Annotated in this window: 17 protein-coding genes and 2 tRNA genes; 8 read left to right on the top strand and 11 right to left on the bottom strand. The window is 72.8% G+C overall.

Annotated features, from left to right (window positions below; all coding sequences use genetic code 11):
• Positions 1-47: 47 nt before the first annotated feature.
• A complete protein-coding gene (locus ACZ3IJ_RS30015) occupies positions 48-1,331 on the bottom strand; it encodes a M6 family metalloprotease domain-containing protein (RefSeq protein WP_467473174.1) in 1,284 nt (427 codons plus the stop codon).
• Positions 1,332-1,657: 326 nt separating this feature from the next.
• Between ACZ3IJ_RS30015 and ACZ3IJ_RS30010 the strand changes: the two genes are divergently transcribed.
• A complete protein-coding gene (locus ACZ3IJ_RS30010) occupies positions 1,658-3,577 on the top strand; it encodes a putative bifunctional diguanylate cyclase/phosphodiesterase (protein WP_467473172.1) in 1,920 nt (639 codons plus the stop codon).
• Between the two features lie 156 nt (positions 3,578-3,733).
• Here the strand turns inward: ACZ3IJ_RS30010 and ACZ3IJ_RS30005 are convergent, their stop codons facing one another.
• The gene (locus ACZ3IJ_RS30005; RefSeq protein ID WP_467473170.1) at positions 3,734-5,437 is read right to left on the bottom strand and encodes a glycosyl hydrolase family 18 protein; all 1,704 of its coding nucleotides are present in this window, start codon (positions 5,435-5,437) and stop codon (positions 3,734-3,736) included.
• A 237-nt stretch (positions 5,438-5,674) separates the two neighbouring features.
• Positions 5,675-6,742, bottom strand: a complete 1,068-nt coding sequence (locus ACZ3IJ_RS30000; RefSeq protein ID WP_467473169.1) for an LLM class flavin-dependent oxidoreductase — start codon at positions 6,740-6,742, stop codon at positions 5,675-5,677.
• A 108-nt stretch (positions 6,743-6,850) separates the two neighbouring features.
• On the opposite strand from ACZ3IJ_RS30000, the gene ehuB reads away from it, so the two are divergent.
• The 6 genes from ehuB to ACZ3IJ_RS29970 all read left to right on the top strand — a co-directional run bounded on the left by ehuB (position 6,851) and on the right by ACZ3IJ_RS29970 (position 10,850).
• Positions 6,851-7,717: an ectoine/hydroxyectoine ABC transporter substrate-binding protein EhuB gene (ehuB, locus tag ACZ3IJ_RS29995; RefSeq protein ID WP_467473167.1), complete on the top strand. Its 867-nt coding sequence runs from the start codon at positions 6,851-6,853 to the stop codon at positions 7,715-7,717.
• Positions 7,714-8,373 carry an ectoine/hydroxyectoine ABC transporter permease subunit EhuC gene (ehuC, locus tag ACZ3IJ_RS29990; protein WP_467473165.1) on the top strand — a complete coding sequence of 220 codons (660 nt, stop codon included), beginning with the start codon at positions 7,714-7,716 and terminating at the stop codon, positions 8,371-8,373. The genes ehuB and ehuC overlap by 4 nt, the downstream gene beginning before the upstream one ends.
• Complete coding sequence (ehuD, locus tag ACZ3IJ_RS29985; RefSeq protein ID WP_391797170.1) at positions 8,370-9,020, top strand: ectoine/hydroxyectoine ABC transporter permease subunit EhuD; 651 nt, start codon at positions 8,370-8,372, stop codon at positions 9,018-9,020. The genes ehuC and ehuD overlap by 4 nt, the downstream gene beginning before the upstream one ends.
• A complete protein-coding gene (gene ehuA / locus ACZ3IJ_RS29980) occupies positions 9,010-9,753 on the top strand; it encodes an ectoine/hydroxyectoine ABC transporter ATP-binding protein EhuA (RefSeq protein WP_391797169.1) in 744 nt (247 codons plus the stop codon). The genes ehuD and ehuA overlap by 11 nt, the downstream gene beginning before the upstream one ends.
• A gap of 165 nt (positions 9,754-9,918) precedes the next feature.
• The gene (locus ACZ3IJ_RS29975) at positions 9,919-10,677 is read left to right on the top strand and encodes an IclR family transcriptional regulator (RefSeq protein WP_352187504.1); all 759 of its coding nucleotides are present in this window, start codon (positions 9,919-9,921) and stop codon (positions 10,675-10,677) included.
• 99 nt (positions 10,678-10,776) lie between these two features.
• Positions 10,777-10,850 (top strand) — tRNA-Lys (locus ACZ3IJ_RS29970).
• Between the two features lie 73 nt (positions 10,851-10,923).
• On the opposite strand, the gene ACZ3IJ_RS29965 is transcribed toward ACZ3IJ_RS29970, so the two are convergent.
• The 6 genes from ACZ3IJ_RS29965 to ACZ3IJ_RS29940 all read right to left on the bottom strand — a co-directional run bounded on the left by ACZ3IJ_RS29965 (position 10,924) and on the right by ACZ3IJ_RS29940 (position 19,948).
• Positions 10,924-11,586, bottom strand: a complete 663-nt coding sequence (locus tag ACZ3IJ_RS29965; protein ID WP_467473162.1) for a response regulator — start codon at positions 11,584-11,586, stop codon at positions 10,924-10,926.
• Complete coding sequence (locus ACZ3IJ_RS29960) at positions 11,517-12,836, bottom strand: sensor histidine kinase (protein WP_467473160.1); 1,320 nt, start codon at positions 12,834-12,836, stop codon at positions 11,517-11,519. The genes ACZ3IJ_RS29965 and ACZ3IJ_RS29960 overlap by 70 nt, the downstream gene beginning before the upstream one ends.
• Positions 12,837-12,936: 100 nt before the next feature.
• Complete coding sequence (locus tag ACZ3IJ_RS29955; protein ID WP_467473158.1) at positions 12,937-14,640, bottom strand: AMP-binding protein; 1,704 nt, start codon at positions 14,638-14,640, stop codon at positions 12,937-12,939.
• A gap of 25 nt (positions 14,641-14,665) precedes the next feature.
• Entirely contained in the window at positions 14,666-15,256 is a 591-nt protein-coding gene (locus ACZ3IJ_RS29950; RefSeq protein WP_467473157.1) for a lytic polysaccharide monooxygenase auxiliary activity family 9 protein, read from the bottom strand.
• Between the two features lie 183 nt (positions 15,257-15,439).
• Positions 15,440-18,532 carry an SPFH domain-containing protein gene (locus ACZ3IJ_RS29945; protein WP_467473155.1) on the bottom strand — a complete coding sequence of 1,031 codons (3,093 nt, stop codon included), beginning with the start codon at positions 18,530-18,532 and terminating at the stop codon, positions 15,440-15,442.
• Between the two features lie 24 nt (positions 18,533-18,556).
• Positions 18,557-19,948 carry a peptidoglycan-binding protein gene (locus tag ACZ3IJ_RS29940; RefSeq protein WP_467473154.1) on the bottom strand — a complete coding sequence of 464 codons (1,392 nt, stop codon included), beginning with the start codon at positions 19,946-19,948 and terminating at the stop codon, positions 18,557-18,559.
• 182 nt (positions 19,949-20,130) lie between these two features.
• Between ACZ3IJ_RS29940 and ACZ3IJ_RS29935 the strand changes: the two genes are divergently transcribed.
• Positions 20,131-20,204, top strand: a tRNA-Lys gene (locus ACZ3IJ_RS29935).
• Positions 20,205-20,564: 360 nt separating this feature from the next.
• On the opposite strand, the gene ACZ3IJ_RS29930 is transcribed toward ACZ3IJ_RS29935, so the two are convergent.
• Together ACZ3IJ_RS29930 and ACZ3IJ_RS29925 are read right to left on the bottom strand one after the other, a co-directional pair.
• A complete protein-coding gene (locus ACZ3IJ_RS29930) occupies positions 20,565-21,197 on the bottom strand; it encodes a class F sortase (protein WP_467473152.1) in 633 nt (210 codons plus the stop codon).
• A 55-nt stretch (positions 21,198-21,252) separates the two neighbouring features.
• On the bottom strand, positions 21,253-21,885 hold the full coding sequence (locus tag ACZ3IJ_RS29925) for a hypothetical protein (RefSeq protein ID WP_467473150.1): 633 nt from the start codon (positions 21,883-21,885) through the stop codon (positions 21,253-21,255).
• Positions 21,886-21,934 lie beyond the last annotated feature (49 nt).

Raw genomic sequence — 21,934 nt, 5'->3', positions numbered from 1 at the left:
GCTGTCCGGGCCCGTCCGGCCTGTCCGGTCCGTCCGAGCACCAGGGGCTACAGGGACGGCGGCGGCACCGTCACCTTCACCGTGTACGCACCCGCCGGCGTCCGGTCCGCGACCTCCACCCGTGTGCCGTCGTCCGGCACCGTGAGCGTCTCGCCCACCGCCAGCGGCGCGTCCGCCAGGGGCGGGTACACCGAGCGGTCCCAGCAGGCCTCGGTCCGCGGATGGGCGTCCACGACCTCGATCGGCCCCTCGCCGGACGCCGCCTCGTTCCGCACGCGGTAGATCAGCACACCCTCCTTGCAGGTGTCCTTGTCGTTGCCCGAGGCGCCGCGCGCCTCGATGGCGAGCGCCGTGCCGGGCCCCGTCCGTACGACCGCGAGCCGGTTGCCGAGCGTGCCGCCGGCCACCGGCGCCGCCGCCAGCGGTTCCAGGCTGAAGAGGCGGGAGCCCGGCCCCTGCACGCACACGACCTGGCTCGGCTCCAGCCAGCCCAGCTTCCACTTGTGCCAGCCGAAGGGCTCGGGGGCGAGGCCGAACTGGCTGCCCATGACGTCCCAGTCCCCCACATGGGTGTCCCAGTCGCCCTTGCCGTCCATCGGCCGGTGGTAGAGGTCCGGCAGGTCGAAGACGTGCCCGGTCTCGTGGGCCAGCACGTTGCGGTCCGGAGGGTGCCGTTCGAAGACGGTGACGACCCGCTTGATGTCCTTGCCGTCGGCCGTGACCGGATGCTCCAGGTTGACGACCTTGGTGGCGTCGGAGTCCACGCCCGGCGCGTCGGGGTCGGCGACCAGATAGACGATGTCGTACCGCGAGAAGTCGACCTTGCTGTCGGCCGCCGCGACGGCGTCGCGCAGATACGCCGTCCGCTTCGCCGCGTCCCAGTCACGCCGTATGGCGTAGTCCGTCGAGTCCTTCGGCATGACGGTCCACTCCGGCTGCGCGTCGGCATGGAGCGCGAACCGGCCGTAGGAGGCCCGCTTGAAGAAGTCGCTGGTGCCGGGGAAGTGGTCCGCGGCCAGCTCCGCGGGCGCGGTCAGCGGGGTGGAGTCGGGGAACGACAGGAAGACCATGACCGCGTCGAGGGAGCGGACGGGCTGGGGGTAGGCGCCGTTCCAGGTGTCCAGGCCGAGGGAGTGGTGCGCGGCGGTACGGGGCAGGGCGCACGGTCCGGCCGAGGGGGCGCCCACCGCCGGGCCCGCGACGAGCCCGGTCGCGGCGAGTGCCACGAGCGAGGTGAAGGCCGCGGCGGAGGCACGAAGCCGCGCGCGTTCCACTCCCCCGGGTGGCTGCTGACCCCTCACGTGGACCTCCGGCTTCCGAATGCGGGACACCCCACCCACCTTGTGACGGTTTGTGGTGTTTCGCACTTTTCCGCTGCCCCAGTCGGGTGAGCGCGCGCCATGGCGTCGACACGACACGCGCCCTCAACGGCTCACGGAACGTCACAATCGGTCAGGCCCCCTACGTCCCGCGTCAGACCCGCGCAGAAACGATCGGCCGGATGGTCTCCGGCGGAGGCTCGGGGCCTCCGCGGGGCCGGAGGGCGCCGATGAAGCTGGAACGGCCCCGGGGCCAGCCTCTATGATCGGCACACTTTCCTTGGCCGACCCACCCCGACCACGTCTCTTACGGCCCGACTGCATTACGGGAGCGAGCGGTGAGCGGAACCCCCGAAGGACCGGTGCACACCCAGCTCTCGCCCGCACGGGAGCCCGCGCCTCCGATCACGGAGCGTCACGACAAGCTCCCGTCTGACGCGGAGGCCACGGCACTGGCAGAGCTCAGCGACCACCGCGCCGCCTTCCGCGCCGCGCAGCTCGCGATGGCCGTCGTCGACGAGGACGGGCTGGTCGTCTCCGCGAACGACGCCCTCGGCACCCTCTTCGGCACGGAGGCCGGCGCGCTGCGCGAGCAGGCCGCCGCCGACCTCGTCGACCTCGCCTCGGACGGCCGCACCTGGCACGCGTACCGCGAGGTGCTGCGCGGCCGCCGCTCCCGCTTCCGCTGCACGCGCCGGCTCAAGCACCCCGACGGGCGCTCGCTCTGGGCCGAGGTCACCGTCGCCCCCGTGCCCGACAGCCCGCGGGTCCTGCTCTCCGTCGCCGACATCAGCGACCGGCGCGAACTGCAGGCGCGACTGCGCCACCTCCAGATGCACGACCCGGTCACCCGGCTCCCCAACCGCACGCTGTTCTTCGAGCGGCTCTCGGCGGCTCTGGAGGCGGCGGCCTGCCTGGACGAGGAGTCCTCGGAGTTCCGCGCCCACCCGTCACACCCGTCGTACGAGTCCTACGAGTCACATCGGTCACACAAGTCGTACGGGGATGGCGGAACAGGGCGGATCGGTCTCTGCTACCTCGATCTCGACGGCTTCAAGGCCGTGAACGACACGCTCGGGCACCGGGTCGGCGACCGGCTTCTCGCCGCCGTGGCCGCCCGGCTGACGGAGTGTGCGGACAACGACGGATACACGAGGAGCGGCGGACATCTGGTCGCGCGGCTCGGCGGCGACGAGTTCGCCATCCTCGTCGAGGACTCCGCGGGCACGGAACAGCTCGCGGATCTGGCGCAGTCCGTCCTCTGCGCGCTCCAGCGGCCCTTCGACCTGGCCGGGCAGCGGCTCTCCGTCTCGGCGTCGATCGGGGTGGTGGAGCGCGGCGCCCGCGGAACGACCGCGACCGGGCTGATGCAGGCCGCCGACACCACGCTGTACTGGGCGAAGGCCGACGGCAAGGCGCGCTGGACCCTTTTCGACCCCGAGCGCAACGCACACCGGATGACCCGTCAGGCCCTCTCCTCCACCCTCCGGCCGGCGGTGGAGCGCGGGGAGTTCGCGCTGGAGTACCAGCCGCTCGTCGGGCTCGCGGACGGCGCGGTGCACGGGGTGGAGGCGCTGGTGCGCTGGAACCATCCGCAGTTCGGCACGCTCGCGCCGAATCGGTTCGTCGGGATCGCCGAGGAGGACGGCTCGATCGTCGAGCTGGGGCGGTGGGTGCTGCGCACGGCGTGCACGCAGGCCCGGCAGTGGCAGAAGGACCATCCGCGCGAGCGGCCGCTGTTCGTGAGCGTCAACGTGGCCGTGCGGCAGGTCTGGGACTCCGACCTGGTGGCGGACGTGGCGGGGATCCTGACGGAGACCGGTCTCGCGCCGCATCTGCTCCAGCTGGAGCTGACCGAGTCCGCGGTGATGGGCTCGGCGGGCCGCCCGCTCCAGGCGCTGCAGGCGCTGAGCGACATGGGTGTACGGATTGCCATCGACGACTTCGGCACCGGGTACTCGAACCTGGCGTATCTGAGCCGGCTCCCGGTGTCGGTGCTGAAGCTCGACGGATCGTTCGTCCGCGGCTTCCAGGACGAGGCGCACGCCAATCCGGCGGACGAGCTGATCGTGGAGGCGCTGGTGCAGTTGGCGCACCGGCTGGGCCTGACGGTCACCGCCGAGTGCGTGGAGACCTCGGGTCAGGCGACCCGGCTGCGGCGCATCGGCTGCGACACCGGGCAGGGCTGGCTGTACTCCCGCGCGGTGGCCGCGGACCGTATCGCGGAGTTGATCGGGGCGGCGCCGCTGGCCGTGTGAGAGCTGCGCGCCGCCTGCCGTGTGAGGGAGGCGGCGGACGCGTACGGGCATGGAACTGCCCCCGGCCGGAGGGACATCCGGGCGGGGGCAGTGGTCATGGGGGCTCAGCGGGGTGCCGCCGGGCACGGCGCCCCGCTGAGCGGCGGGGGGTGGGACCTAGCAGGCGCCCTGGTCCTTCCAGACGCCCCACTCGCCGGTCGTGCCCGGCGTCTCGTTCTGGGTCCACCACTGGGCGAGCCACTTGCGGCCGTTGTGGGAGACGACCGAGCCGCCGGTGTAGACCGTGCCGGCCACGTACGCCGGGACCGAGCCGCAGCCGGTGGGCGGGGTGGTCGGCGGGGTCGTGGGCGGGGTGGTCGGAGGCGTCGTGGGCGGGGTGGTGGGCGGCGTGGTCGGCGGGACGGTGGTGCCGCCGAGGGCGTCGCTGATCTGGTTCAGCAGCGTGATGTTGTTGTCCAGGCCGAGGAGCGAGTACATCATCGCGCCGGCCAGGCCGCGCTGCTTGCCGTAGTCCACCCGGGCCTGGATGGACTTCTGGTTCAGGCCGGTGAAGAACTCGCCGTCCTTGTAGAAGTACGAGGACTTGGCCTGGTCGTCCCAGAAGGTGGTCGCCGCGTTGTCGACGACGCCGCCGAGCTCCTTGTAGTGGGCGATGCCGGCCTGCTGGCTGAGCGGACGGGCGGCGGAACCGCCGGTGGCGGACTGGGCGAGGCCGTTGGCGCTGCCCGCGGGGACGCCCTTCCAGCCGCGGTAGTAGAACTCGTAGCCCAGCGTCAGTTTGTCGGCCGGGAAGCCGCCGGCGATGCCGTAGGCCGGCTTGCCGTCGATCCAGGAGTCGATCGCGTTGTCGATCGAGTACTTCTCGGTGCCCGGCGCGATGGGGTCGGTCGGGTCGTTCGAGCCGGAGTAGAGCGGGGACTGGTGGTACGTCGGCCCGTCGCCGTCCCAGGCGCCGTGCATGTCGTACGTCATGATGTTCGCGTAGTCGAGGTACGCGCCGATCTTGTCCGTCTCGATGTGCTTGATCTTGTCCTGGCCGGCCGGGAGGGCCGCGGTCAGCATGTATTTCTTGCCGCCGTTGGCCGCGCCGTACTCGTCGAGCTGCTTGCGGAACTCGGCGAGCAGGAGGGTGAAGTTCTGCTTGTCCTCGGGTCCGTAGTGGTTGCCGAGGTGGCCGCCCTCGGAGCCGGGGTACTCCCAGTCGATGTCGATGCCGTCGAAGATGCCCGCGGCGGTGCCGGCGCCGCCGAAGCCGCCCTCGACCGGGAGGTTGCCCTTGAGGTACTGGTCTATACAGGAGGAGACCAGCTTCTTGCGGCTGGCGTCCGTCTTCGCGGCGTCGTGGAAGTACTTGGAGTAGGTCCAGCCGCCGAGCGAGATGTTGATCTTCAGGTGGGGGTACTTCGCCTTCAGCTCCTTGAACTGGTTGAAGACGCCCACGATCGGCTGGTTCCAGGTGTCGGCCACGCCGTCCACGCTGTCCGCCGCGCCGAAGGACTTCTGGTAGTCGGCGTAGGAGTCGCCCGCGCCGTCGCCCGCGTTGGGGTTGTTGTCGTCCCCCGCGGCCTTGTTGGCCATGAAACAGGTGAGGTTGGTGGGGTGGATGTTGCCGAACGAGTAGTTGATGACGTCCAGCTTGCTCGCGATGCCCCGGGTGTCGAGGTGCTTGGGATAGAAGGCGTTCCCGTACACGCTCCACTGGTCGTAGTACGCGATGCGCACGTTGCCGTCGGCGGCGGCAGCGGCGGTGGTCACGGTGTCGGCCGCCTGGGCGGAGCCGATGCCGACGGTCGCGGCGAGCGCGCCTGCGGCGAGGGCCGTGCTCAGGAGCGCGGCGATCAATGGCTTACGGGGGTGCACGTTCGGCCTCCGAGGGGGTGACGCGAGACGGGAGTTGGTGAAGTGATAACCCCTGCGCAAACAGCACGTCAATGGTCTGAACCAGATTGAGGACTAGACCAATTGGCAGGTGAAACCCCTCGTCAGAGCGGTGCAGCACAGAAGCGAACCGCCCGCCACCATGGGTGACGAGCGGTTTAAGGTTCACTTAGGGGTGCCGGAGCCTCACGTTCCGGACTGAACCAACCCCCTACTTTCTCAGCCGAGTTCCGGCATGCCGTAGGCGTCCGCGATCAACTCGTAGCTCCGCAGCCGGACATCGCCGCCGTGCGCGTTGGCCGTGATCATCAGCTCGTCGGCCCCGGTCCGCTTGCGCAGATCGTCCAGACCTGTCCGGACCTCGTCCGCGGTGCCGTGGACGATGTTCACGAGCCAGCTCTCCACGAACTCCCGCTCCGTCGGACTGAACGGGTACGCCTCCGCCTCCTCCGGCGTCGGGATGAGACTGGGCCGGCCCGTGCGCAGCCGCAGCATCGACAGGGCGCCCGTCATGACCTGCCGGCGGGCCTCCTTCGCGTCGTCGGCGGCGAGCGCGCCGACGCCGATGAGCGCGTAGGGGGCGTCGAGGACCTCGGAGGGACGGAAGGAGTCCCGGTAGAGGTCGAGCGCCGGAACCGTGTTCTGCGCGGAGAAGTGGTGGGCGAAGGCGAAGGGCAGGCCGAGCATCCCGGCGAGGCGCGCGCTGAAGCCGGAGGAGCCGAGGAGCCAGATCGGCGGGCGCCCGGAAGGCCCCTGCACGGGTCCGGGCACGGCGTGGATCCGGGCGTAGGGGTGTCCGTCGGGGAAGTCGTCGTCCAGGAACCGGGTCAGCTCGGCCAGCTGCTGCGGGAAGTCGTCCGCACCCTCGTTCAGGGTCTGGGTCCGGCGCAGCGCCGCGGCCGTGGCGCCGTCCGTGCCGGGGGCGCGGCCGAGACCGAGGTCGACGCGGCCGGGGGCGAAGGCCTCCAGCGTGCCGAACTGCTCGGCGATCACCAGCGGGGCGTGGTTGGGCAGCATCACGCCGCCCGAGCCGAGCCGGATACGGCGGGTGTGGGCGGCGAGGTGCGCCAGGATCACGGCGGGCGAGGAGGAGGCGACGCCGGGCATCGAATGGTGCTCGGCCACCCAGTGGCGGTGGTAGCCGCGCCGCTCGGCGAGCTTGCTGATCTCGACGCTGGTGGTCAGCGCCTGGCTCGCGGTCCGCCCGCTGCCGACGGTCACCAGGTCCAGTACGGACAGCGGCGCGGGCGAGTCCCCGTGTGCCGTGCCCCGAATCGCGTCGCTCACCGTTGACGACCCCTCTGCCCATAGACGTATGTACCGAGAGGAGAACAGGAGGCTGTCTCCGGTTATTCCGAAGGAATGACCGGTTCAGCTTCGGGTAGCCGCGCGCCCATGCCTCGAACAAAGAACCAGATACGGCGACGCACGGTGCTGTGGGGGACAGCGGCCGCCGCGACGACCGCGGCCGCCGGCTGTGCCCGTGTCGCCTCCGGTGACACGCTCGGCCGGCTCAGATCCCAGGGCACCGTCCGCCTCGGCATCGCCGGCGAGGTGCCGTACGGCTACGTCGACGAGCAGGGCGCGTTCACCGGCGAGGCCCCCGAACTCGCCCGGGTGATCTTCGGGCGACTGGGCATACGGGACGTCCAGCCCGTCGCCACCGACTTCGGCTCGCTCATACCCGGGCTCGGCTCCCAGCAGTTCGACGCCGTCGCGGCCGGGATGTACATCAACAAGGAGCGCTGCGCGCAGGTGCTCTTCGCCGACCCCGAATACCAGATGCTCGACGGCTTCGTCGTCCGCAAGGGCAACCCGAAGAACCTCCGCTCGTACGACGACGTGGTGCGCTCCGAGGCGCGCTTCGCGACCGGCGGCGGCTACGCCCAGATCGCCCATGCCGTGGCCGCCGGGTACCCGGAGAAGGACATCGTCATCCTCCAGGACCAGGTCGCCGGCCTGAACGCGGTCGAGTCCGGCCGTGTCGACGTCTTCGCCGCCACCGCGCTGACGACCCGCCTGGTGGTGGGCAAGTCCGCCAGGGCCGAGGCCACCGAGCCCTTCGCCGCCGTCGTCGACGGGAAGCGGACGGTCGACGGGGGAGGCTTCGCCTTCCGCCCCACCGACACGGCCCTGCGGGACGCCTTCAACACCGAGCTGCACCGCATGAAGAAGAGTGGCGAACTCTTCCGGATCATGCGGCGCTTCGGCTTCACCGAGGCCGAGATGACCACCCTGACCGCCGAGGAGCTGTGCCGATGACCGCGGGACTCTGGCAGAACTGGGTCCTGCCCGGCATCTGGATCACCCTTCAGCTCCTGGTCGCCTCCGCCGCGCTCGCCGCGCTGGTCGCGTTCACCGTCGGGACCGCCCGTACGCATCGCTCCCGCGTCGTCCGCTTCCTGGCCGCGCTGTACACCGAGGTCTTCCGCGGCACCTCCGCGCTGATCCTCATGTTCTGGCTGTTCTTCGTGCTGCCGCCGCTGGCCGGCTGGCAGCTCGTGCCGATGTGGGCGGCGATCCTCGCGCTCGGCCTCTCCTACGGGGCGTACGGCGCCGAGATCGTGCGGGGCGGCCTGAACGCCGTACCGGAGGCGCAGCGCGAGGCGGGGGTCGCGCTCAGCCTGACGCCCTGGCAGCGGCTGCGGCTCGTCCTGCTCCCGCAGGCCGTGCCCGAGATGATCCCGTCCTTCTGCAACCTCCTGATCGAGCTGCTCAAGGGCACCGCCCTGGTCTCGCTGCTCGGAGTGGGGGACGTGTCGTTCGCCGCCTATCTGGTCCGGCTCGCGACCCAGGAGAGTGGCGGGATCTACACCGTGACGCTGGTCGTGTACTTCGTGATCGCGCTGGTGATCACCCGCTCGATGAAGGCGCTGGAACGGCGCACCAAGGCGAACCTGGGGGTGGTGGCCAAGTGAACTGGGACTGGTCCGCGGTGGCGGACTTCCTTCCGAGGTTCTGGGACGGCGTGCTCCTCACCCTGCAGGTGCTGGCGCTCGGCTCACTGATCTCGTTCACGCTCGGCCTGGTCTGGGCGCTCGGTTTCCGGGCCCCGAGCAGGTGGGTGCGCTGGCCGGTGCACGCCGTGACCGAGTTCATCCGGACGACACCCCTGCTCGTCCAGCTCTTCTTCCTCTTCTTCGTGCTGCCGGAGTGGGGCGTGCAGCTCTCCGCCCTGGCCACCGGCACGCTCGCGATCGGGCTGCACTACTCGACGTACACCGCGCAGGTCTACCGGGCCGGCATCGACGCCGTACCCGTCGGGCAGTGGGAGGCGGCGAAGGCGCTCAGCCTGCCGCGCCACCGGACGTGGCTGACGGTGATCCTGCCGCAGGCGCTGCGCCGGATCACTCCCGCGCTCGGCAACTACGTCATCGCGATGCTGAAGGACACCCCGATCCTGGCCGGAATCGGTGTGCTCGAACTCCTGCAGCAGTCGCGGCTGGAATCCGCCGCGACCTTCCAGTACACCGAGCCGCTCACGGTGGTCGGTGTGGCCTTTGTCCTGATCGCGTATCCCGCGTCTCTTCTTCTCCGCACCCTGGAGCGCCGCCTTGCCCACTGACCAGCTCATTCGATTCGAGAACGTCACCAAGCGCTTCGGGGACCAGACGGTCCTCGACGACCTCAGCTTCTCGGTCAGTCCGGGCAAGCACGTCACCCTGATCGGACCCTCCGGTTCCGGCAAGACGACGATCCTGCGGCTGCTGATGACCTTGGAGAAGCCCGACGCGGGGACCATCCGGGTCAACGGCGGGAAGCTGTACCCGGCCGACGAGAAGCACCGCCGGGAGGTGCGGCGGAAGATCGGGATGGTCTTCCAGCACTTCAACCTCTTCCCCCACATGTCCGTGCTGCGCAACATCACCGAGGCGCCGGTACGGAGCCTGGGCAAGAGCCGGGAGGAGGCCGAGGCACGCGGCCGCGAGCTGCTCGACATGGTCGGCCTCGCCGACAAGTGCGAGGCCAGGCCCGCACAGTTGTCCGGCGGACAGCAGCAGCGGGTCGCGATCGCGCGGGCGCTCGCCATGGAGCCGAAGGTGCTCCTGCTGGACGAGGTGACCTCCGCGCTCGACCCCGAGCTCGTGGCGGGCGTCCTGGACCTGCTCCGGGAGATCGCGGCGACGACGGACATCACCATGATCTGTGTGACGCACGAGATGAACTTCGCCCGTGACATCTCGGACGAGGTCCTGATGTTCGACGCGGGACGGGTGATCGAGTCCGGTTCTCCGGAAAAAATCTTCTCGGATCCGGAGCACGCGCGTACTCGCGAGTTTCTCGGCGCGGTGCTCTGACCTCAGACTCTCTTAAGGTGCTGTGACCATGGCATATGCCAGGGTGGTGCGCCCCAGCGTATGAGGCTGGGGCGCCGCATCAATCGCCAACAGCCGCCCCGAAAAGGGAGCTTGACGGCTATCGTGGTACGGAAGCTTGCGGTCACAACCTGGTAGGGGGAAACCGTGGCGCTGAAGCCCGAGCCCACCGCGCCGTTCCACTCGGTGCAATACGCCCTGCGCGTCCTTGAGACGGTCTCACGGCACGGTGGCGGGGTGACGGACGTCCAGATCGCTCGTGAGACCGGTCTGCCCGTCGCCCACCTGTCGTCCCTGCTGCTGATGCTCCGCCGCGAGGGGTACGTCGAGCAGGTCGCCGACGGCGCCTATGTGATCGGCGACTCCCTGGTCCTGCTGGGCTCCGGGCTGACCCGGCGCGAGGCGCTGGAGGGCAAGCTCCAGGAGACGCTGACCGAGCTGCGCGACTCCGTGGGCGCCGCGGTGTACATCAGCCGGTACATCGACGGCGAGGTGAAGATCACCCAGTTCGCCGACGGCCCTCGCACGCCCGCGGTCAACGAATGGGTGGACTTCCGCTCGGCCGCGCACGCCAGCGCGGTCGGCAAGTGCCTGCTGACCCAGCTCGATCAGAACGGCCGCCGGGACCACCTCTCGCGCCACAAGATCGCCCGGCTGACCTCCCGGACGATCACCAACGAGAAGGTGCTCTTCTCCAAGCTGGACAGCCAGCCGCCGACCGTCCCGGTGCTCGACCTCCAGGAGTACGCGGTGGGCACGGTCTGCGCGGCGGTGCCGCTGACGGCCGGCGCGGCCGTGGGCTGCCTGGCCCTCTCGCTGCCGATCGAGCACGCCCACCGGCTGCGCTCGGCGGCCGACACGCTGAACCGCAGGGCGGCTCCGGTGGTCCTGTCGCTGGCGATCTGAGTCGGTACGGACCGACTCGTCCCCGGATGTGACCTGGTCCTCGCCGGATCGTGGTCGGAACCACCTCCGAGGACCAGGTAGTATTTTCTCTGTCAGCAGGCGCCGCTAGCTCAGTTGGTTAGAGCAGCTGACTCTTAATCAGCGGGTCCGGGGTTCGAGTCCCTGGCGGCGCACAGACGGAAGAAGCCCCTCGCGGAAGCGGGGGGCTTCTTCGTGTCCCCCGCTTCCGTCAGCCCCCGTACGTCGTCACGCCCTCAGGTACGTCAGGACGGCCAGCACCCGGCGGTGGGTCTCCTCCGCGGGCGGCAGGTCCAGCTTCCCCAGGATGTTGCCGATGTGCTTGCCGACGGCCGCCTCGGTGACGACGAGCCGACGCGCGATCTCCCCGTTCGAGTGCCCCTCGGCGACCAGACCGAGGACCTCCCGCTCGCGCGGGGTCAGCGCCTCCAGCGGATCGCGGCGGCGGCGCAGCAGCTGCCGGACCACCTCGGGGTCCACGACCGTGCCGCCGTCGGCTACCCGGCCGAGTGCGTCCAGGAACTCCTCGACCTGGCCGACCCGGTCCTTGAGGAGGTACCCGACGCCGGTGCCGTCGCCCGCGTCCAGGAGATCGGCGGCGTAGGTGCGCTGCACGTACTGGCTGAGGACGAGGACGGGCAGCCGCGGACGCTCGGCGCGCAGCGCCACGGCGGCGCGCAGCCCCTCGTCCTGGAAGCCGGGCGGCATCCGCACGTCGGTGACGACGATGTCCGGATCGTGCTCCGCGACCGCCGCGCGCAGCGCGTCCGCGTCGCCGACGGCGGCCACGACCTCGTGGCCGAAACGGGCCAGCAGCCCGATCAGGCCCTCGCGGAGGAGGACGCTGTCCTCGGCGAGGACGACACGGAGGGCTCGGACGGCGGTCGGCACGGGATCTCCACTCCTAGAACGGTCGGCCCGCCCGGCGGGCTCATGATCGTCAGTGTGCCATCGAGGACGGCGAGCCGGTCGGCCAGTCCGGTGAGTCCGGAGCCGCGGGCCGGGTCGGCGCCGCCACGCCCGTCGTCCTCGACGCCGACCCGCAGCCGCCCGTCCTCGTACCGGGCGGTGAGGCGGGCCTGGGTGGCACCGCTGTGCTTGCCGATGTTGGCCAGGGCCTCGCAGACGGCGAAGTAGCCGGCGCTCTCCACGGCGGTGGGCAGCCGTGGCAGGTCGACGTCGGTGTCGACGGGTACGGCGGAGCGGTCGGCGGCGTCGCTGAGGGCCGCGCCGAGGCCGTAGTCGGCGAGCACCTGCGGATGGATGCCGTGGATGAGTTCGCGCAGTTCGGTCAGGACCCGGCCGGCCTCCGCGTGGGCCTCGGTGAGCAGGTCGGCGAGCGGGCCGGGCGGGGCGTCGAGGCGGGCCAGGCCGAGGGTCATGGTGAGGGCGACCAGGCGCTGTTGGGCGCCGTCGTGGAGATCGCGCTCGATCCGTCGCCGTTCGGCCTCGAAGGCGTCGACGAGCCGCGCGCGGGAGGCGGTGACCTCGCCGATGCGCTCGCGCAGCTCGGTCTCACGGGGTGCGAGCAGTGCCCGGCCGAGGGCGGCGCGGGCGCCGGCGAGCGCGCCCAGCGGGTAGAGCAGGGCGACGAGGAGGACGCATCCGAGGAGGGCGGCGGCGAACGCCTGCGGATAGGAGGTGACCAGGTACGCCTTGACCACCTTGGCCTCCTCGCCGTCGACGGCCAGCTGGAGGGGGGCGCTGATCAGGGCGGCGGGCAGCCCGAGGGCGACGGCGAGGACGATCAGGTCGAGCGGCCACAGGACGGTGGCGTGCAGGACGGCGTACGCGAGCTCCCGCCAGGTGGCCTGTTCCCGGACGCGGACGCGGAGCCAGGCGGCGAGTCCGGGCGCGTCCGGGACGCGGTGCGGGTCGGCGGCGGGGTCGAGGTCGACGAGCCGGAGCCGGCGGCGCTCGATGCCGCCGAGGGCGACGCCGGCGAGGAGGAGCAGCGGAAGCCCGACGAGCACGAAGGAGAAGAGGACGAGCACCAGCAGGACGAGCAGCGCGAGCGCACCGGTGAGCACCCCGGTCGCCAGATAGCCCGCGGACCGCCAGGGCCAGACGGTCCGCGGATACCGGGCCCGCGTGAGGGCCTGCCAGGGAGTGAGGGCCTGCCGGGAGATGGGGGGCGACATGGGGTTCACCGTAGGGGCCGGCCGCCGGGCGGGGCCATGGGTCTGGGGGGTGTACGGGGGTAGGCCTGGCCCTACCCCCGTGCCGGCAAGTGGGCGGGCGCTACCTCTGCGGCGCGGCAGGCTGTTCGGCGGCGCCCGGCCCTCGGGGCGAGCGGTCGTGGGCGGCGTAGACGGACCGGAGCCCGGCGAGGGCGTCCGGCGTCAGGGGTTCGTACGGGCTCGCCGGCGCGGGGCGCCACCAGACCGGGTCCCCGCAGAGGAAGGAGTCCCGGCGCAGGGCCACGCGGTGGATCTTGTTCGTGGCGGTCAGCGGGAGCCTCGGGACGACGCGCACGAACCGCGGGGGCATCTTGGTGCCCAGGTCCGGCTGGGCGGCGAGGAACGCCTCGAACGCGACCGGATCGAAGTCGGCGGCCCCGGCCGGGTCCTCGCGCAGGGCGATCGCCGTCATCACCTGGTCGCCCGCGACCGGGTCGGGTATCGCGTACACGGCGACACCGGCCGCACGCTCCCAACGGGACAGGATCCGCTCGATCACCGCGGCCGCGAGGTTCTCGCTGTCGACGCGCAGCCGGTCGTCGTCCCGGCCCGCGAACCAGAGGAAGCCGTCGGCGGTCCGGTAGAAGAGGTCGCCGGTCCAGTACCAGCCGCCGCGCGTCCGGGCGGCGTCCGCCTCGGGGTTGCGCCAGTAGCCCTCGAAGGGGTTCCGGCCGCGGTTGACGAGTTCGCCGATCGCCGCGGAGGCGTTGAGGAGCCGGCCGTCGGGCGAGAGGACGGCGGGCGGACACTCCTCGCCGGTCGCCGGGTCCACCACCGCCAGGTCGTCCCCCGGCGCCGCCCGCCCGATGGCTCCGGTCGGGGTGTCCGCAGTCCGCTGGATCGCCGCGCCGCCCTCCGAGGAGCCGTAGCCCTCGACGAGCCGCGCCCCGAACCGTGCCTGGAAGCGGGCCGCGTCCACGGCCCCCGCCTCCGTACCGAAGCCGAGACGCAGCCGGTGCTCACGGTCGTCCGGACGCGCAGGGGTGGCCAGCAGGTACTGGACCGCACGGCCGACGTACGTGAAGTAGGTCGCGCCGAACTCCCGTACGTCCGGCAGGAAACGGGAGGCCGAGAAACGGTCCCGCAGCGCCACGCCCGCCCCGGCGGCGAGCGCCGGGGCCCAGTCCGCGATGACCGCGTTGCCGTGGAACATGGGCATGCAGACGTAGTGGACGTCCTCGGGCCGTACGCCGAAGTGGTCGACGAGCGAGCGGCCGGCGGCGGCGAGCCGGCCCTGGCTGCAGATCGCCGCCTTGGGCGCTCCCGTCGAGCCGGAGGTGAAGTAGAGCAGCATCCGGCTGTCGGGGCGCACGGGGCGGACGGTGGCCTCTCCGGGCTCGGCGCCCTCGAAGAGGGCCAGCAGCTTCCGGTAGGCGTCCGTGTCGGTCACCAGGACGCGTACGCCCGGCAGGGGAAGGCCGTCGAGGAGGGGGAGGTGGGCGCGCTGGGTGACCAGGACGCGGCAGTCCGTGTGGACGATGTCGCGAGCCAGTTCGGCGCCGCGCCGGGTGGGGTTGATGCCGGCGACGGCGGCCCCGGCGAGGGCCGCCGCGCTCAGCCAGAGCGGGAATTCCGGCGTGTTGTCGAGCAGTACCCCGAGGTGCGGCTCGGCACCCCGGGGCAGCAGATCGACGAGGAGCGCCGCCCGTGCGGCGGCTCCGGCGGCGACCTGGTGGTGGGTGAGGACCGTGCCCTCCGTCCTCAGCCCGACCCTGTGGTCGCCCCATTGCCGACGCACGAGCTCCGCCACGGTGGGTTCGGTCATGCACCGGACGGTAACTGACGCTCCGTCAGAACTGAACATCCGAGCACGCGTAGAACGCGTTCCCGGTGTCCGCGATCGTCCAGACCGCGAGGATGAGATGCCGCCCGGACTTGCCCGCCGGGACGGTCCCGGAGTGCGAGAGCGTGGCCGGGGGCTGTGCGTTGTTGTAGGGGACGGTCAGGAACGGCTGGGGATCGAGCGCCGCCCTGGTGAGCTTCTGGCTGCCGTTCCAGCCGTTCTTGGTGATGTAGTACTTGAAGTCGGTGGTGCTGTGGCGGGCGGTGAACTGCCAGCGGAAGGTGTGGCTCTGGCCCGCGGTGAGCCGCGTGGTGGGCCAGGCGCCGCCCCGGGGGTCGTCGAGCTGGGCGAACCGCGAGTTCCCGCCGGCGCAGATCGTGCCGTCGGCGGGTCCGGCGGACGGGAAGCCCTTGAGGCCCTCGACCGACTGCGGCTCCCACTGGATGTCGCCGCAGTTGGTCACGGTGCCGTTGGCGCAGAGCTTCTGACGACTGATCGGGGAGTCGGTGTACCCGTGGCCGCTGGCGCTGCTGGTGGCGAAGAGGGAGGCGCCGGCGACGCCGAGCGCCACCGCCGCCACGCCTATCTTTTTGCGCATGCTGTCGCTCCTGGTGAACGTGGGGGAGTTCCGAGCCGTGCTGCACGCGTGCGGGTGGTGCGGGTGGTTCTGATGCTGGTGCGCCTGCGCTGGCGCGCTTGTGCGGTAGTGCCTATTCCGGTCTAGACCAAGTACCAAGGTATTGACGGAAGTTGAACATGTCCATACCGGCCACGCACCCCGTCACGCGCCCTCCACGGGCCCGGTCCGGCCGGTGTAGAACGCCACCGTCAGGTCCTTGACCAGCGCCTTGCGCTCGTAGTCGTCCAGCTCGACGAGACCACGCGTGGTCAGCCGGTGGACCACGTCGTCCACGGCGTCCACGACGGAGGTCAGCACGCTGTCACGGTGCTTGGCGTCGATCGCGGCGATCCGGCGGCGCTGCATCGCCGCCGCGATCTCGGGGGCGTACTCGATACGGGTCGGCTGCGCCGAGAACACGTCGATCCCCACCGGCGCGCACTCCGCGGAGAGCATCCGGGTGAGGGCCTCCCCGACCGCCTCCGCGTCGCGCAGGGTCGGGGCGTCCTCGTGGAAGGCGTCGGCCGGAAGCTGGGACAGGACCCGGGCCATCGCCGCCTCGACCTGCTCGCGCAGGTAGTCCTCGTGGCCGTCGACGCCGAGCGCGGCGCGGACGGTGTCACGGATGCGCCAGACGACGAGGACGACGACCCGGAGCGCGGTGCCCTTGGCGTCGACCGCGGAGAGCGGCTCGCTGCGCCAGTGGCGGAGACGGATGTCCACGCGGCGGCGCAGGAGCAGCGGGCTGACCCAGACGAGCCCGGTACGGCGGACGGTCCCGCGGTAGTCGCCGAAGAGGGTGAGGACCCAGGCGTAGCCGACGCGGCCGCGGCCGAGACCGCCGAAGGAGAAGAGGGTCAGCAGGACCCCGAGGGCGAGGAGGGCCCACTGGCCGAGGTGGATGCCGTGGTACGGACGCGGGGGCAGCCGGAGCATGCGCGTGAGCTGCTCGGGCACGGCCCCGACCCACCACAGGACGGCGGCGCACCCGGTGAGCGCGAGCGCCCCGGCGACGACCCCGGTCCACCCGGGCAGCACGGCCCCGTCCCGCTCGACGAGTCTGGGGTCGGCGCTGGGGGCCGGGCGGGACGGCTCGGGACGGGTGGGGGCGGGGATGACGGCCTTGGGGATGTGCGCGGGGACGGGGGCGGCCATGGCGACGGTGGCGGGCCCGCCGTCGTCGTCGGCGTCGGGCTCCTTCCGGAAGAGCAGGTGTACGGGGATGGAGCCGGTGGTCTCGGCCCCGATCACGTTCTTCCGCCGCCCCCCGGGGCGCACGGCCACGTGCGGCTCGGCGACGACGGGCACGGCGACGACCCCGACGTCACCACGGACGATCCGCCGAGGATCGACCCGCGCGTCGCCGCTGCGGGGCGCGGGCGCGTCGGGGTCCTTGGCGGCGGGGGCGGCGGAGGCGGCAGGGGCGGCGGAGGCGGCAGGGGCGGCGCCGGGTGCGCGGGTGCCGTTCGCGGCGGGGCGTGCGGCGGTCAGGCCGGTCGCCCCCACCGGCGTACGAGGGCCGGTCGCGGCGGGGTGTGCGGCACCCCCCGGGTCGGCGGAGACGTCGGACTCAGGGGCGCCCTGCGCACGCGGGCCGGTCGCCGCTGCGGGCCCACCGGCAGCGGGACGAGCGGCCGAAGCCGCGCCACCGGCGCCCGAAGGACGGGAACGGTTCGCATCGGGCCCGGGGGCGCCCTGCGACGCACCGGACGCGGTCGCGGCAGCGAGCGCACCGGCCGCGCCGCGGTCGGCCGACGAACCGCCGGGCGTACGCGGGCCGGTCGCGCCCGGAGCCACGGGGCGGGCTGCGCCGGACGTGGCGCCGAGAATGGCCGGACCGGCAGAGACTTCAGGGTCGGGGATGCCCGGCGTGCGCGGGCCGACGGCGGAGGCGGCCGGAGCACTGGGCGCATCGGCCGCCGAGCGGGCAGCGGTCGAACCGGTCGCACCGACCGGCGTGGAGGACCGCGCATCGCCGACCGTCGCCGCAGGGTCGGCGGCTGAGGCCTTGGCACCGAGAGCGCCCGGGTCGGCAGAAGCCACGGTCCCCACGACGCCCGGTGCGCGCGGGCCCGCCGCCGAGGCGCCCGGGGCGCCGGGCAGATCGGGCGTAGGGCGGGCGGCCGAAGCCCTGACACCGGCACCGGCACCGGCACCGGCACCGGCACCGGCACCGGCAGAAACCTCGGGCCACAGGACGCCCGGTGCGCGCGGGCCCGCCGCCGAGGCGCCCGGAGCGCCGGGCAGATCGGGCGTAGGGCGGGCGGCGGTCAGGCCGGTCCCACCGGCCGGCGTGCCGAGCCCGGCATCGCCGCCCGGTGCCGTGGGGCCGGCGGCTGAGGCCGGCGAACGGCCCGGTGTGCGCGTATCGGCCACGGCGTCGGCAGCGGTCGGGGCGCCCGCGTCGGCCACCGGCAGAGCGGTCGCCGCGGCGTCGGCCGCATCGGCCGCGCCGGGCACCGTGCCCGGCGTCGCCGACGTGCGCGGCTCGGTGACCACGGCCGCGCCGGGGGCGGAGCCGTTGACGGCGTTCGGCGGGCCACCGGTGGCGACCGGCCCCGCCGACGCCCCCTCAGAAGCCTTCGCGGCGTGATCGCCTGGCGCGCTGGAGGGACCGGCGGGATCCACGGCGGCGGAGAGGCCCGTGCCCTGGGACACCGACCCACCGGCACTCGCGGCCGCGTGGCCCGGAGCCACCGGGCCCTGCGACACCGACCCACCGGCGCCCGGCGTCGCGCCGCCCGACGGCGCCGTCCCCGGGACCGCGTGATCCGAAGCCACCGTCCCCGGCGTCGCCGCACCTCCGGCACCCGAGGCCGAACCGTGCGACGCGACATGGACCTGCGGGGCCTGCGCTCCGGCGCACGGCGTCGCGCCGCCCGACGGCGCCGCGCCCGGGGTCTCTGGTCCTCCGGCGGCCGGGGCCGGGCGGTCCGGTGCGACCGCGCCGTCCGGTGCCGGGCTTCCGGCGGCCCGGGCCTGGCCCTCCGGGGCCGACGGCCCGGAGCCCGGGGCCGAACCGCCCACGGGCCCTCCCGGCGTCGCCGCGCTTCCGGCGCCCGGGGTCGAGGCGGCCGAAGGCTGCGGCGCGGACGGGGTGGGCGTCTCCGATGCCGCGCCCGCCTCGCCCGTCGGCTCCGGCGAGCGGACCGACGGTCTCGGGCCGCGCGGTTCCGCCGTCAGGCGGCGGGCCGTGCGGGCCGCGTCACGGCTGGCCGCCGCGCCCGAGTCGGGGTGTGGCGTCGATGCGGTCATGGGGTCCACCTCATGCTCTCGGGGTCATCGGAACAAGCGCCGCCAGGTCTCCGGGCCCGGGTAGCCGTCGGCCGCGCCGCCGCGCCATCCCTGTGCCCGCTGGAACGCCTCGACATTGCGACGGTCCGCCTCGCTCCAGCGCGGACCGGGACCCGACAGGTAGTGCTTGCCGTAGCCCCGCTTCACCAGCTGTTTGCCCAGCTTCTCCACATATGCGTTGGATTGGCCCGGACGGAAGTAGCCACGCCCGGGGAACCCCGCCGCATTCGCGCTCGGACCCCCCGAACCACTCGAACCGCCGATGCTCCGCCCCTTGGCCGTCACCAGCAGACGCCAGGTGTGCGGCCCGGGCATCCCGTCCGCCTCCTTGCCCTTCCAGCCCTGCGCCCGCTGGAACGCCGCCGTCGCCTGGCGGTCCGCCTCGCTCCAGCGCGGGCCCGGGCCCTGGCGGTAGTACCGCTTGCCTCCGCGCTCGACGAGCAGCCGTCCGAGCCTCGTGACGTGAGCGTTGTTCGCGCCGGGGCCGAACATCTCCGAGCCCGGGTACGCCGTCGACGTGGCGGCCGGGCCGGCGGCACCACCGCCCCCGACGGCACTCCCACCGCCGACCACGCCCTTGTAGCGGTAGGCCACGTAGCGGGCCGAGTTCTTCCAGTACGCCAGCGGCGTCGCCTGCCGCCTGGTGCGCGGCTTGGTCTGCTCGTACGCGAGGTACGACGTGTGCGTGTAGTCCGTCCAGCCGCCGAAGACCGTGACGTGCGACCCCTTCGTCGGATCGGCCGGGTTGTGGAAGAGCAGGATGTCGCCGGCCTGGAGGTCCGCCCGGTCGATCCGGTCCCCGAAGCGGTCCAGGCTGCCCGTCCACTCGTTGGCGCGCAGGTTCCACACCATCGAGACGTAGCCCGAGCAGTCCTGGCGGTAGCCGTCGGACCAGTACCGCTCCATCGAGTACGGGACCTTGGCGTTCACCCACCGCTTGGCGCGGTTGATGATCTCGGTGCGGGTGGTCTTCCGCAGGGACTGGGCAGAGATCTGACTGGTCGTCGGGGTCGCGGCCGGCGACGGCTGCTGCGGCCCCGGACCCGCCGCTCCGTGCAGGGGTCCCGCGCTGCCCTGCGGCGTGTCGGGCCCGGGCGCGGCGACGCCCCCCGCCGCCCCAGCCGCCCCCGCCGTCGCGTCCGCCGGAGTGACGGGCGTCGTGGAGACCGACTGGCGGGCGAGCGCGCTCGCTCCCCCGCCGCCGAGGACCACTCCCGCGGCGGTCACCATGACCAGCGCGCGGCGCGCACCGTGCGCCGCCGGATGACCGCCCGCCCGGACGGGCAGGCCAAGGGCGAGATCGCGCCGCTGCCGGGCGCAGCCCGCGCAGCCGCAGTCGGCCGCGGGCTCGTACTCCTCGAAGACCGGCACGCTCATGCGAATCCCCTCCACACTCGTCAAGATCTTCTGGCGTGGTGCACGGGCGCCAGTGTCTCAACTGTCCGGACATATCGCATTTTGACGGATCGAAGGCCCGATACGACCATCCGACAGGCCGGAAGAACCGGTAATGGTCGGGAGCACCCTCGGACGTCGGGTAGAGTTACGCAGGTCAGCAGGCGCCGCTAGCTCAGTTGGTTAGAGCAGCTGACTCTTAATCAGCGGGTCCGGGGTTCGAGTCCCTGGCGGCGCACGCAGAGTCAAGGCCCCCTCACCATCGGTGAGGGGGCCTTGATCGTTCCAGCGCGCGATCCCCCGTACTCTCACGCCCTCAACCGCGCGCCGCGGACGCCGGGTTGGACCGTACGGAACCGGCCGATCTCAGGGCGTCCCGGAGGATGTCCGCCCTCGTGACGGACGCCCGTTCTAGAGTTGCGGAACCCGAACCTCCCGCGGCGGCGCCGGGCTTCTCCCGCAGCCCGTGCGCCCGCGGTCGAGGACCGGCCCGGCCGCCGGGCGCGTGGTCCGCCAGATGGACCCGACGATCAGATGCCCGCCGGCCGGGCCCGGGCCGCCCCCCGCCCCCTTCGCCGACCGGCTCACCCGTCGGCGGTCACGCCCCGCTCGCTCCCGTGAGGTACGCCGAGACGACGACGTTCGCCGTGTACGTACCGGACTCGCGGTCGAACGTCCCGCCGCAGGTGATCAGGCGCAGCTCCGCCCGGCCGTCCTCCCGCTGCCCGTACACCTTCCCCGCGTCGAAGCCCTCCCGGGGGAAGACCCGTACGTCGTCGACGGTGAACTCGGCGACCGAGCCGTCGGTGCGGATCACTCTGACCGTGGCACCCGGGCGGGCGGCGCTCAGCCCGTAGAAGACGGCGGGCCTGGTCTCGGTGTCGACGTGGCCGACGAAGAGCGCCGCGCCCTCCGCTCCGGGGCGCGTACCCGTACGGAACCAGCCGACGGATTCGGGCATCTCGTACGGCGGCGGGTCCACCGCCCCCGTACGGTCCAGGCCGCGCCCGACCACCGGCGCCGCGATCCCGAGCGACGGGATCTCGACGCGGCGCGGCGCGGCGGGCGCGATGGGCCTGTGCGCCGGGGGAAGGGCGGCACCGGCCGGCCGGCCGACCGCGGCCATGTCGCCCGTCGTGGGGGCGGAGGTGCCGCCCGGTCCGTCGGTGGCCTCTCGGCCCCAGAGCCAGAGCCCGAGGAGGAGGACCGCCCAGGTCGCCCCGGTCAGCATCCGCCCGCCGCCGGACCCGGCAGGGCCGGCGGATCCCGTGGACCCGGCGGACACCTCAGTCGCCCGCCCCGCGCCGGCGCGCGCTGCGGACGGCGACGGCCACCGAGGCGATCGCGGCCATCCCCAGGCCGACCAGGGTGTACGGCGTGCCGAGGCCGTTCTCGCTGGTGGTCTGGGCGACACCCGGCGCCACGGGGGGTGCGGCCGGGACCGCGAGGGCCGCGCCGCCGCCCCCGGCCCGCACCGGGGCGTACGGGGTGGAGTGGTGCGTGGGCTCGTGGGTCGGCTCGTACGTGGGCTCGTGGGTGGGCCTGTGCGTGGGCTGCGGCTTGTGCTTCTCGACGTGGACCACGCCGACGTCACGGTGCTCGCGACCGTCGCAGGTCACGCTGACCTTGTACGTTCCGCTCACCAGTCCCGACCTGATCGTGGTGTCGCCGGAGAGGCCATGGCCGCCTCCGTAGGCGCCGGTGAGGTCGGCGGCGGCGACGAACGCCTTGGACGAGGCGGCTCCGGTGGTGCCCTTGCAGCCCTGGACGCGGACCTCGACATCGGCGCCGGGCTTGGCCGTGGCCGGGGTGACCGCGGCCTTGACGCCGTCTCCGGCGAAGGCGGTACCGGCCGCGGGCGCCAGCACCAGGATGGCGGCCGCGCCTGCGGCACGGAGAGCAATGGGACCTGAACGCATCGTGACCTCCTGATACAGGCAGGGTCACCTGTTTCGCCCGCTCCCGCAT

Source organism: Streptomyces sp. NPDC013317, from assembly GCF_055563155.1.
This window is presented reverse-complemented; position numbering and strand designations above follow the sequence as displayed.